At 72.2% G+C, this 12,168-nt stretch carries 12 protein-coding genes; all 12 read right to left on the reverse strand.

Annotated features, from left to right (window positions below; genetic code table 11):
• Positions 1-5: 5 nt before the first annotated feature.
• On the reverse strand, positions 6-1,205 hold the full coding sequence (gene mqnC / locus ACZ6JY_RS29580) for a cyclic dehypoxanthinyl futalosine synthase (protein WP_469200605.1): 1,200 nt from the start codon (positions 1,203-1,205) through the stop codon (positions 6-8).
• 71 nt (positions 1,206-1,276) lie between these two features.
• Positions 1,277-2,005 carry a prepilin peptidase gene (locus ACZ6JY_RS29585; RefSeq protein ID WP_469200607.1) on the reverse strand — a complete coding sequence of 243 codons (729 nt, stop codon included), beginning with the start codon at positions 2,003-2,005 and terminating at the stop codon, positions 1,277-1,279.
• A 72-nt stretch (positions 2,006-2,077) separates the two neighbouring features.
• Entirely contained in the window at positions 2,078-5,089 is a 3,012-nt protein-coding gene (locus ACZ6JY_RS29590) for a BTAD domain-containing putative transcriptional regulator (RefSeq protein ID WP_469200609.1), read from the reverse strand.
• Between the two features lie 139 nt (positions 5,090-5,228).
• On the reverse strand, positions 5,229-5,693 hold the full coding sequence (locus ACZ6JY_RS29595; RefSeq protein ID WP_469200611.1) for a TadE/TadG family type IV pilus assembly protein: 465 nt from the start codon (positions 5,691-5,693) through the stop codon (positions 5,229-5,231).
• Positions 5,690-6,133, reverse strand: a complete 444-nt coding sequence (locus tag ACZ6JY_RS29600; protein ID WP_469200613.1) for a TadE/TadG family type IV pilus assembly protein — start codon at positions 6,131-6,133, stop codon at positions 5,690-5,692. Before ACZ6JY_RS29600 ends, ACZ6JY_RS29595 begins: the two co-directional genes overlap by 4 nt.
• Positions 6,133-6,510 (reverse strand): TadE family protein, encoded by a 378-nt coding sequence (locus ACZ6JY_RS29605; protein WP_469200615.1) that lies wholly within the window; start codon positions 6,508-6,510, stop codon positions 6,133-6,135. Before ACZ6JY_RS29605 ends, ACZ6JY_RS29600 begins: the two co-directional genes overlap by 1 nt.
• Positions 6,511-6,649: 139 nt before the next feature.
• Positions 6,650-6,901, reverse strand: coding sequence for a hypothetical protein (locus ACZ6JY_RS29610; RefSeq protein WP_447042037.1), 252 nt, complete (start codon positions 6,899-6,901; stop codon positions 6,650-6,652).
• Positions 6,902-7,009: 108 nt separating this feature from the next.
• Complete coding sequence (locus ACZ6JY_RS29615) at positions 7,010-7,939, reverse strand: type II secretion system F family protein (protein ID WP_469200617.1); 930 nt, start codon at positions 7,937-7,939, stop codon at positions 7,010-7,012.
• Entirely contained in the window at positions 7,936-8,931 is a 996-nt protein-coding gene (locus ACZ6JY_RS29620; RefSeq protein ID WP_469200844.1) for a type II secretion system F family protein, read from the reverse strand. Before ACZ6JY_RS29620 ends, ACZ6JY_RS29615 begins: the two co-directional genes overlap by 4 nt.
• A gap of 157 nt (positions 8,932-9,088) precedes the next feature.
• On the reverse strand, positions 9,089-10,399 hold the full coding sequence (locus ACZ6JY_RS29625) for a CpaF family protein (RefSeq protein ID WP_469200620.1): 1,311 nt from the start codon (positions 10,397-10,399) through the stop codon (positions 9,089-9,091).
• The gene (locus ACZ6JY_RS29630; RefSeq protein ID WP_469200622.1) at positions 10,396-11,232 is read right to left on the reverse strand and encodes a hypothetical protein; all 837 of its coding nucleotides are present in this window, start codon (positions 11,230-11,232) and stop codon (positions 10,396-10,398) included. The genes ACZ6JY_RS29625 and ACZ6JY_RS29630 overlap by 4 nt, the downstream gene beginning before the upstream one ends.
• A 17-nt stretch (positions 11,233-11,249) precedes the next feature.
• Positions 11,250-11,972 (reverse strand): CpaB family protein, encoded by a 723-nt coding sequence (locus ACZ6JY_RS29635; RefSeq protein WP_469200624.1) that lies wholly within the window; start codon positions 11,970-11,972, stop codon positions 11,250-11,252.
• Between the last annotated feature and the right edge of the window lie 196 nt (positions 11,973-12,168).

The raw sequence follows: 12,168 nt of genomic DNA on the forward strand, positions 1-12,168 counted from the left end.
CGCGCTCAGTTGGCACTGAGGAGCTTCAGCTCCGGGTGCGCCGTGCCGCCCTCGATCGCGACGGACGAGATGTGCGAGGCGACACGGTCGTCGACCGGGTCGTTCGCCGGGTCGTCGTGCACCACGAGGTGCTCGTACGTGGTGGCGCGCTGCGCGGGGACACGCTCGGCCGTGCGGATCATCTCGATCATCTCGCGCAGGTTGTTGCGGTGCTTGGCACCGGCCGAGGAGACGACGTTCTCCTCCAGCATGACCGAGCCGAGGTCGTCCGCTCCGTAGTGCAGCGTCAGCTGGCCCGCCTCCTTGCCGGTGGTCAGCCAGGAGCCCTGGATGTGCGCCACGTTGTCGAGGAAGATCCGCGCGATCGCGATCATGCGGATGTACTCGAAGATCGTCGCCTGGGTGCGGCCCTTGAGGTGGTTGTTCTCGGCCTGGTACGTGTACGGGATGAAGGCCCGGAAGCCTCCGGTCCTGTCCTGCACGTCGCGGATCATCCGCAGGTGCTCGATGCGCTCGGCGTTGGTCTCGCCGGTGCCCATGAGCATGGTCGACGTGGACTCGACGCCCAGGTTGTGGGAGATCTCCATGATCTCCAGCCAGCGCTCGCCGCTCTCCTTGAGGGGGGCGATGGCCTTGCGCGGGCGCGCGGGCAGCAGTTCGGCGCCTGCGCCCGCGAAGGAGTCGAGCCCGGCTGCGTTGATGCGCTGGATGGCCTCCTCCACGGAGACCTTGGAGATGCGCGCCATGTGCTCGACCTCGGAGGCTCCGAGGGAGTGGATGACGAGCTGCGGGAAGTTCTTCTTGATCGCCGCGAAGTGCTCTTCGTAGTACTCGACGCCGAAGTCCGGGTGGTGGCCGCCCTGGAACATGATCTGCGTCCCGCCGAGCTCGACGGTCTCCGCGCAGCGGCGCAGGATGTCGTCGAGGTCCCTCGTCCAGCCCTTCTTGGTGTCCTTCGGGGCGGCGTAGAAGGCGCAGAACTTGCACGCCGTCACGCAGACGTTCGTGTAGTTGATGTTCCGCTCGATGATGTACGTCGCGATGTGCTCCGTACCCGCGTAGCGGCGTCGGCGCACGGCGTCGGCGGCGGCGCCGAGCGCGTGCAGCGGGGCGTCGCGGTAGAGGACGAGCGCCTCTTCCGGAGTGATCCGGCCACCTGCGGCGGCGCGGTCGAGGACGGACTGAAGCTCGGCCTTCTCGGTCACCGGGGCGTCCCTTTCGTAAGGGTTGTGGACGGACCAAGCCAGCGTACGCCAGCCCCCCGGAAGCCCCGACGTCAGGCGGAGTACGCCCCGAGCACGAGCCCCACGAAGGCGCCGCCGATCAGGAAGGGCCCGAAGGGGATCGCCGTCCTGCGGCCCGCGCGGCGGGCGATGACGAGCCCCACCCCGTACACCGAGGCGAGCACGAACCCGGCGAAGGCCCCGAGCAGCAGCACGCCCCACCCGTACCAGCCGAGCACCGCCCCCAGCGACAGCGCGAGCTTCACGTCACCGAAGCCCATGCCGTCGGGGCTGATGAGGAACAGCACGAAGTACGCCCCGGCCAGCGCGAACGCCCCGTACAGCGCCCCGAACCACGAGCCGCCGTGCTCGGGCAGCAGCGCGGCGCCCCCGAGCAGCACGAGCGCGGCCCCGCCGAGCGGCAGCGTCAGCACGTCGGGCAGCCGGTGCACGGTGAAGTCGACGACGGCGAGCAGCACCCCGAAGGGCGCGAGCAGCAGCCAGACGCCGAGCTCGGGCCGTGCCCCGGTGGCGGCGGCGAGGGCCGCGCAGACGAGGGCGGCGGCAGGGACGACCACCCAGGTCCGCGGCCCGAACCAGCGCCCGTCCCCGCCGGCCCGCGCGAGCCCCAGCCAGCTCCCCAGGGGATGCCCCTCGGGGCTCTCGGCCCGCCAGCTCTCCTCGGGCGGCACGGAGAGCCGGTAGGCGGCGCGCGGCACGAGGAGTCCGGCGAGGGCGCCCCAGAGGGCGCCGATGAGGGCGAGGACAGGGATCACGGTCACCTCCTGCGATGCGGGGAAATGGACGGGTGGGCGGGAGGCATCCGCCGGGAAGCGGCGGTGCGGCAAGGAGGGTCACCCCGCGGCGGAGAGCCCCTCCCGCCAGGCGGGCAGCAACTCGTCCAGCAGGGCCTCGGTCCGCGGCGGCAGCCCCCGGGCCCCGCTCCGGGCCAGGAGGTCCGCGGCGACCCGCTGAAGCCGGGCCGGGTCGTCCAGCGCGTGCGTCGCCCGCAGCAGTTCGTTCCAGAGCCGCTCATCGCGCGGCGCGGAGCCGAGCGCCGCGTTCAGCGCCTCGATCGCCTTCTCCGCCCGCCCCTTCTCCAGGTGGAACTCCGACAGGGCGAGCCCGATGTCGGCGACCAGGAGCGGCAGCTGCGCGTCGATGATCTCGTGCGTGAGCCACGCGTAACGGCCCTGCTGGCGGTCGGCGAGCAGCGGCCCCCGTACGAGCACCAGCGCGTCGGTCAGCATCCGGCCGCGCACCGCGCGGTTGCCCGCGCCGCGGCCCTGCGTCGCCTCGTGGTAGAGCGAGCGCAGCACGTCGAGGTCGGAGACGACGGACTTGGCGAGGGTGAGCCGTCCGTTCCCGTCGGCCCGCAGCCGCGGCGACCCGTCGGGGTCGGTGCCGAGCCACTCGCGCAGCCGGTCGACGAGCGCGTCCCGTACGTCCTCGGTGACGCCGCGCGGCCAGAGCGCGGAGGCGAGCACCCGGGGGTGCACACCCTCACGGTGCAGGAGCAGCAGGGCGAGGGCCTCGTGCATCAGCGGGCTGCGCTCGCCGTCGGGCGTGTCGAGGCCGATGATCTCGTACGTGCCGACGAGGCGGGCGTAGACCGCGGGCCGCCCCTGCTCGGTGACGTCGACGAGGAACGGCGGTGCCGCGGCGGCGGAGCCGTCGTCGGGCCCCGGGCCGTCCTCACCGTCCGGGTCGGCCTCGGTGAAGAGGCGGACCACGGCCCGCCGCTGCGCCTCGGGCAGCGTCTGGGCCGCCAGTTCCAGGCCGAGCAGCGGGGCGAGCAGTGTGCCCTCGCGGGTGATCTCCATCTCCCAGGCGGCGCCGGGCAGGTCACCGGAGTCCGTACCGACGAGGTAGCCGATGCCGAGGCGCCCGGCGTCGGACGCCAGCTCGGCGAGCTTGACGGCGTCCTCGCCGCTCGGCTGGGCGGCGAGCAGCACCAGGTGCGGGGCCCAGCGGGTGTGCTGGGCGGGTCCTGTGCGGCCGGTGAGCACGGAGTCGTGCCCTGCGGCGCCGAGCGCGCCGCGCCGCTGCCGGGTCTCGGCCTCCATGGTCTCCAGGAGGGCGTCCACGTCCTCCAGGTGCCGCAGCCGGTTGGGCGCGAGCGGGGTGAGGTCCTCGCCGAAGCCGACGAGGGTGATGGTCATGCGGTCCGACCAGCCGTTGGTGGCGAGTTCGGCGGCGACCGAGGCGAAGACGGCGGCGCGGTCGGCCTCGCTGCCGCTCAGCGAGACGATGCCCGGCACCGACTCCAGGTTGAGCAGGAGCCGTGAGTCGTCGAGGGTGCCGAGGCTGACGAGGCCGGGGTAGGGCGCGGCGGTGTCCACGTCCTCGTACCGCTCGGCGTCGGTGCGGGCGAGGACCCAGAACGTCTGGTCCTGCCCGGGCTGCCAGGGCGCCGGCGGGCGGCCCGCGGGCGTGGCGAGCTGGAGGTGCAGGTCGCCGTTGGTCAGCCAGGCCGCGTACACGGTCGGCAGCGCGCGGTTCTCCTCGGCCAGCGAGGCGGCGAGGCCGCGCAGCGCGAGGTCGAGCAGGCGTACGCCCTCGGGGTCGGCGCCCACGAGGAGCGCGTCGTGCACGTCGGCGGCGTCCCCGGTCGGCGTCGGCAGCTGCATGCCGCGGCGGCCCGTGACCGCGCCCATGGCCGACTGCCACAGGGCCTGCCTGCGGCGGCGGCCGAGCGCGCCGAGCAGCCCGGCGGCCAGCAGGGGCGCGCCGATGAGCGCCTCGGGCAGCCCGAAGCCGGAGCTGTCGGAGGTCTCGCCCTCGGTGGCGGCGGGCGTCTGCGGGGCGTCGGGGGCGATGGGCATCGCGGGGGTGCCGGGGCGCTGTTCGGGGAGGGTGATGTGGGCGGTGTCGCGGTCCACGGAGTGGCCGCCGCCCTGCTGACCGCCCCCCTGCCGGCCGCTGCCCTGCTGACCGCCGCCCTGCCGGTGGTCGCCGGTCTTGGCGTAGTCGGAGATCTGCTCCTTGACGTCCTGCGAGATCTTCGGTGCCTCGTCGGGCATCTCGACCAGCTCGCCGCCGTGCGCGTCGCCGGGCATCTCCATGATCCAGCCGGGCCTGATGAGGCTCGCCTCGGAGAGCTTGGAGCCGTCGGGCTGCTCGCGGTCCTTGTTGAGCTGGTAGATCTCCTTGTACCGCCGCCCGTCGCCCAGGTGCCGCTCGGCGACCTCCCAGAGCGAGTCGTGGTGGCGCCCCTCAGGGGGCTGGATCCGGTAGAACTTCGTGTCCCCGTCCTCGGCGCCCCCCGCGTGCGCCGCGGCCTGATCGGCCTGCATGGCGAGGGCGTCGGCGGCACCGGCCGCCTGCCGCTCGGGGCCGAAGAGGCCGGGCGTCTGCTGGGCGCTCGCGGCGGACGACGGCTTCTCGTTGCCTTCGAGGGACTGCCCGAACTGCGAGAGCCCTGGCGCGAAGCTGGCCGCGGTGGCGCCCACCAGGAGCAGTGCGGCCACGAGCTGACGGGCGAGCATCTGGCTGCCGCCCGCGCCGGGCACGCGCCCCGGGATGCCGACGCCGGAGAGCGCGGCCTTCATCTCGACGAGCACACAGGCGGTGAACTGGGCCCAGGCGAACCAGACGACGACGGTCAGCACGTTGATGAACGTGCTGACGGTGATCTCCTGCTGCAACCAGCTCAGCGAAGGCGCGCCGCCCGGCAGCGGCCACCCCACGAAGACGACGAGCGCGCCGGGCACACCGACCAGGAGCACGGCCAGGGCGGCGAAGGCGAGGAAGGCCTTGACGAAGTCTCCGACGGTACGCCGGCGCCCGGGCAGCGCCTGCGGCGTACGGTTCCGCGGCGGCTGCGGGTTCGGCGGGCTCGTCGAGCGTGAGGTGGTGCGCGCCATGGCGGGTGTCCTGGTGTCCTGTGGGAAGGGAGTGGGTGGGCGGGTCGTCGTGGCTGCGGGAGTTGATCCCGAGGCCACTGAGGTGATGGTACGGAAGGTGCCGGAGCGCAGACAGGGAATCCGCCCGGACGGCCGCCCGTCAGCCGACCTGGTTCTCCGCGATCGCGGTGCCCGTCACCGTGACGTCGCCGCCGTAGAACATGCCGGTGAAGACGGGGCTGTAGGTCATCTGCACCTCGACCTCCACCTGCTGGGCGTTCGCGGTCACGCAGCGCGTCGCCGTGGCGTCCGCGCCGGTGAGGCCCGCCTCGCGGACGAACGCCTGGGCCCTCGCGCCGCAGTTCTCGTAGTTGATGGGAGCGCCCTCGGCACCTTCGTAGAGGCCCTCGGTGTCGAGGTCCTGCGCCGCGTAACGGGCGGCCTGTTCCGCGATGTCCGCGGCGCGCTCCCGCTTGGAGATGGAGAGCCCGCCGTCGATGACGAACGCCGAGAGCGTGAGGAAGACGATCGCGAAGATGATGACGGCGCCCGCGCCCGAGCCCCGGTCGTCCAGGCGCTCGCGGCGGGACGCGAGCCACGCGCGCGGCGAGGGGTGACGTCTCACGCCGACCTCCGGTACGGGTCGAGCGGCGAGCTGAAGCTGGCCTTCAGTGTCGTCGGGACGTCCAGGCCGAGCATCGCCAACCCCTTCACCTGACAGCTCACTTCCACGGTGAAGAACGGGTCGACGTCCTCGTCGAAGCCGGTGCTCTTCTGGACCACCGAAACGGGGCCCGAGCAGACGTCCGCGAGGTCGGCCCTCGCCGCCTTCTCCGCCTCGGCCAGCGCCGTGCCGTGCTCCTTCTGGATCGACCCCGCGCGCGCCGCGTCCCGCGCCGCCCCGTCGATGGCCCCCCGGCCGTCGACGAGCTGGCCGAAGGCCACCAGCACCAGGATGAACAGGATCATCACCGGGGCGAGGATCACGACCTCGATGGTCGAAAGCCCGCGGTCGCCGGCCATCCGCAGCGTCCGCGGCATTCGCAGCAACCGCAGCGTCCGCATCACTCGTTCTCCTCGACGAACCGCTCCACGGGCCCCGACGACTGGGCGTGCACGGTGAAGTTCATCCCGGGGAAGACCATCGGCACCTTCGCGGTGATCTCCACGCCGACGGTGGTCGGCTCGGGCTGGATCGTCCGCACGTCCGGGTCGATCACGAGCTGCGGGCCGAGCTGGCGGATGTAGGCGTCGGCGACGTCACGGGCCTCTCCGCGCCAGCCGCCCGCGTTCTCGTCGGCCGTGGCGCGGGCCTTGCGCGCGCCCGCCTGCGCCGCCGCCTGGGCCACGTGGTCCGCGAAGAAGTACAGCGCGAACTGCACCGTCGCGAAGATCATGAAGAACAGCACCGGGGTGAGCAGCACGAACTCGATCGCGGTCATGCCGGATTCACCGCGGGTGGAGGCGGCCTCCACCCGGCGGCGCACGAATCCCCGCGTCCCCCGCGTCCCTCGCACCCGCACCCCGTCGCCCCTCACGCCGCCGTATGCCTCGCCCGTCCCCCGCTGCCGTCGCCGGGCGTCAGCAGGTCTTGCCCGCGTCGGCGCCCTCGATGCACTTGCCGACCTTGTCCGCGCCGCCCTTCAGCGCGGCGTTGATGACCGCGGCCACCACACCCACGATCGCCACGACGACCGCCGAGATGATGACCCACTCGACCGCCGACGCACCGCGGTCGAGCTCACCGGAGCGGGCGCGCTGAACGCGGCCCTGAAGGAAGGTGATGACGAAGTCCAGGCCCGCGTTACCGGTGCTGAAGTCCCGCCGGTTCAGGTCGTTCAGGCCGTTCGGTCCGTTCATGATGGTTGTCCTCTCAGGAGTGGTGGGGGGAGGGGTGCCGGGCCCCGTATGTCCGGCACCGTCGTCGTGGGGCCGCTGCCGCTAGACCTGGAACACGCGCATCGCCGCCGGGAAGATGAGGAAGACCAGGAAACCCGCGCACAGCAGGAGCTGCGCGACCAGCATCGACTGCGACTTCTCGCCCGCGCTGCCCTCGATCTCGGCGAGTTCACGGTGCCGCATCGTCTCCGCGCGGGAGGCGAGGGACTCGCGCACCTTCGCGCCGTCGTCCGCGACCAGCGCCAAGGACGCCGACAGGTCCTTCAGCTCCTCGACGCCCAGCTCCTCGCCGAGCGCGCCGAGCGCCTGCCACTGGCTGACACCGGTGATGCGGGCGTCCGCCAGCGCGCTGCGGATGCGCTGCGTCGCCCAGCCGTCGGAGACCTCCGCCGCCGCCATGAGCGCCTCGGGGAGGCCGCGGCCGCCCGCGAGGCTCATCGACACCAGGTCCAGATAGGCGCCGATGACGCGGCGCAGGTCGCGCCGCTTGTCCGCCGCGTCTCTGCGCACCTCCAGGTCCGGCAGGAAGAAGAAGAGCGCGCCGAACATCAGCGCCAGCCAGACCGGGATGATCGGGCTGCGGCCGACGCCGAGCGTCCAGATGATGGCGAAGAGGAACGGCCCGAAGAACACCCCCGCCCCGGCGAGCAGCACCTTCGTCGCCAGGAACTTCTCCCAGCTCCGGTCGAGCACCGCCAGGTCCGCGCGGAGCGACCGCAGCTCCCAGCCCTGCTGGAGGTACAAGTCGGCGACGCGCATGCCCACGCGGGTCCGCAGGGAACCGATGCGGCCGGGCTTCTCCGTGTCCGAGGACACCCGATGCGACTCGTACGCCGCTCCGCGTGCCCGCATCGCGTCGATCCGCGCGACCGTGGCGATCGCGCTGCGCTTGGACGGCATCAGGGCGCGTACGAGGGCGAAGACGCCGAGCCCGAACGCCGCGCCGATCACTATCGGCATCGTCAGGTTCATCGACGTACCCCCTCGGTCGGGCTGGCGTACCCGGGCAGGCCCTGCTGGGTGTGCTGACCCTGCTGGCCCTGTTGCATCGGGGCAGGGGCGGCCGGGCCGCGCGGGCGCACGAACTGCACGCCCGGCTCGTCCCTGACCAGGAAGCGGTCCGGCGTCTCCACCGTCGACAGCTTCCGCAGCCACCAGAAGCCCAGCGCGAACAGGGCGCAGACCATGGCGAGCACCAACTGGCCGACCGGTGTGCCGTAGGGCTCGACGAACTCGCGGTTGAAGATGGCCAGACCGAGCACGAAGGCGACCGAGACCGCCACCACGATCTGCACCGAGCGGCGGGTCGAGGCGCGCTGCGACATGACGCGCTGGCGCATGTCGACCTCCTCGCGCGCGGACTTCGCGAGCGCCCCGAGCACCTGCCGCAGGCCGGGGCCGCGCAGCTTGGAGTTGAGGATGAGCGCGGCGACGATGATGTCCGCCGACGCGTCGTCGATCTCGTCGGCGAGGATCTGTAGCGCCTCGGGGAGCGGCGTACGCGCGCGCAGCCGGTCCACCAGGGCGTCCAGGTGCGGGCGCAGGACCGGGGCGGCGGCGCGCGCCGACGCGGGGATGGCCTGTTCGAGGCCGACCGCGCCCGCGATGGTGTCGCGCAGCGACTCCGTCCAGGCGGCGAGTGCCTCGACGCGCTTCATCTGCGCGCGTTCCTCGGCGGCGCCGCCGAAGAGCTTGTCCCAGAAGAAGACGAGGATGCCGGCGGCGATGCCCGCCACCGCCCAGCGGGTCAGGAGCAGGACGACGAGACCGACGCCCGCGGCGAGCGAACCGCGCTGCCCCACGAACCGGATGAACTCACTGGCCCGCTCGCTCGCCCGGTGCTTCTCGTGCGCGGGCTTGACGGGCAGCCCGCGGATCGCGAGTACGAGGAGCGCGAGACCGCCGCCCGCGGCGATGCCGCAGCCCAGCGCGTACAGGACGGGCATCGAGAAGAGCCCGCCCATCGAGCCGAGGTCACCCACGGCGAGCGGGACGGCGTCGTACGAGGCGACGTCGTGCGCCACTGTGCCGTGCGAGGCCAGGCCGTGCGCGACCGTGTCGTACGAGGCCACGTCGTGCCGCGAGGCCGCTGATACCGGTATCGGTGCGTTCATGTCGTGCTCACCCCCATTGCCCGGCGGGGCGGTAGCCGAACGCGGCCAGGTCGTCCATGCAGGCGATCGGCGCGTGCGCGACGATCCGCCCGTCGGCGGCCTCCGCGAAGACCTCGCTGGACAGGACGCGTCCGTCGACGCCGTTGACCTCGCGGACCGAGGTCACCATGCGCTGGAGCTTGCCGCCGGACTGGTAGTTGTTGCGCCGCTGGATGAAGACGACGAAGTTGACCGCGCCCGCGACCAGCATCTGGCTCGCCTCTATGGGGAGGCGTTCGGCGGCCTGGAGCGCGTAGGTGGAAATACGGTTGAAGACCTCGCTGGAGCTGTTGGCGTGGATCGTGGAGAGCGAGCCGTCGTTGCCCTGCGACATCGCGTTCAGCATCGTCACGATCTCGTCGCCGAGAACCTCACCGACGATGACGCGGGAGGGGTTCATGCGCAGCGAACGCCGGACCAGCTCGGCCATCGAGATCTCGCCCTGGCCCTCGGAGTTGGGCAGGCGCTCCTCGAAGGCGACGACGTTCGGGTGCAGGTCGGCGAACTGGTCGAGGCCGAGCTCAAGGGCACGCTCGACGGTCACCAGGCGCTCGTGCGGCGGGATCTCGTTGGCGAGGGCCCTGAGCAGCGTGGTCTTGCCGGCGTTGGTCGCGCCCGCGATCATGATGTTCTTGCGGGCCCGGACCGCGCACGCCAGGAAGTGGCCGATCTCCGGGGTGATCGTGCCGTTGCCGACGAGGTCGGACATGAAGACCTTGCCCATGCGGGCGCGGCGGATGGAGAGGGCGGGGCGGCGCGTGACGTCCATGACCGCCGACAGACGTGAGCCGTCGGGCAGCCGCAGGTCGAGCTGCGGGTTGGCGGAGTCGAACGGGCGCGATGACAGGCCCGAGTAGGCGCCGAGCACCTGGATGAGCTCGACGAGCTCCTCGTCGGTCTCGGCCACCGGGTCGGCCTTGGCCTCGCGGCCGTCGGCGTATCCGACGAAGACCTGGTCGCAGCCGTTGATGTCGATGTTCTCGACCTCGGGGTCGTCGAGCAGCGGCTGAAGCCGTCCGACACCGAAGAGCGCGGCGTGCACGGCGGCCGCGTACTGCTCCTCGGTCTCCGCGTCGAGGGGGGTGCGCCCGGCGTTGATCTCCGCGCGTGCGTAGTCCTCCAGGATCTGCGCGATGACGGCGCGGGCGTAGTGCCGCTCGTCCTCGCCCGACATCGGGGTGACGCCGGAGACCTGGTCGACGCGGCGCTGCTCGGCGATGCGGTCACCGGCGTCCTGCCGGAACCGCTTCACGAGCTGGTGATCGACGGGCGTGCTCATCGGCCCGCCCCGGGATGCTGCGCGACGGGGTTGGCCCAGGCGGCGCCGTACTGCTGGTACAGGTCGACGGTCACCTTGCGCGCGGACCGGATGAGCAGCGACTTGTCGAGCCGTCCGCGCCTGCGTCCGGCCAACTGGTCGGCGCCCGCCGGGTCGTCGGCGAGGGTGCCCACGACGCGGGCGCCGGTCTGCGCGGCCATCAGCATGTCGTTGACCTGATTGACGAGCTTGGCCGATGTCGAGGGGTCCGCGATGAGCAGTACGCCGATGAGCGGCGTCGCGAGCGAGGCGGCGCCCCGCGCGCCGCCGTGCAGCTTGGCGGCGAGGGCGGCGGCGCGGTCACGCACGCGGGCGATGCCTTCCGGCTCCGTGCGCGCGACGAGCAGGACGAGGGCGGCCTGCGGAAAGAGTTCGACGGCGGGGGTGTCCCCACTGATGCGCCCGCAGTCGGCTATGACGTCGGCGGGCGCGTGCGGCGAGTCGGCGAGCTGGGAGAAGGCGCGGCCGAGGGTGGGCCACAACCCGGCGAGCCCGGCGGCCTGCTCGGCGACCCCGAGCCCGACGAGCACTTCGAGCCCGCCGCTCAACGGCTGGGTGTGGTCCCAGAGTTGGTCCGGTACGAGGCCACGCCGCGCGGTGGCGGCGATGGACAGCATGCCGGTGTTGGGGTTGAGCGGACCACCGTGCGCGGCGGCGCTGCGGTAGACCAGGTCGCCCCCCGCGGGGTCGGTCTCCGCGACCAGGACCCGGCGCGGCCAGACGGCGGCGAGCGCCACGGCAGCGGTGGTGACGCCGGGCGACCCTTTGTCGGCGGCGAGAGCGATGAGCGCCATGTCTCTTCTACTCGCCTCTAGTTGCCGTTGGACGGGACGCGGACGATGACGACCTTGCCCTCGGAGGCCGCGCTGGCCAGGCCCGCGACATCCTCCTGCGGGACGAGCAGGGTGACGTTCTGGTTGCCGGTGCTGACAGTGGCGTCGCTGTCGGCGGCGACCGTGCTCACCTTGGCCGCGGCGACGAGCGGCGTACCGCCCGTGGAGCTGCCGCCGCTGCCGGTGGAGCCCTTGCCGGAGGAGGTGCCCGAGACGACGGGGTAGGCGGCGACGGTGTCACCGGACTTCACGTCGGAGGGGTACTGCCCCTCCTTGAGGGAGAGCCCGACGGAGGCCTTGCCCGCGGGCAGCGAGGCCTTGGCGCCGAACATCTCGCCGACGACGACGGTGCCCGGGTAGATGGTGCTCTTGGCTTTGAGGGTCTTGAGCTGGCCGAGCTGGTCCTTCTTGATGAAGTGGGCGGAGCTGTCGTCGTTGACCATCACGGTCGTGTGGTTGTCGTCGGTGACGGCCTCCCCGGCGGGGATCTCCTTCGTCACCTTGACGACCTCGATGCGGTCACCCGCGCGCAGCACGAGCACGGTGGCGCCGAGGGCGCCCACCAGGATCAGCAGGACGGCCAGTGCGGCCAGTGCCGGTTTGCGCTCGCGAGGCGGTGAGGGAAGGCGCTCACCGACGCCTGGCTGAGCCGGCGCGGCGGAACGGTTGCTGCCCGCCCCCATACGCTCCTGGATCTTCACGCAACTGCTCCCCGCACACCCAAGAAGATTCGGTCAATTTTCGTCATTCGTGACACGCGCGACTCGTTCGCCCCGCCCAGCCCCCGGCCCATCAGCGACAGTTTCCCGCCTAATCAGCCACAGGCGCAGTGTCAAGCCATCGCACCGTATCAGCAGCACATAAGCCCCTCAAGGCGCGTCAAAAATCGCGAAGCCC

The sequence above is a fragment of the Streptomyces sp. NPDC046335 genome (assembly GCF_055587985.1).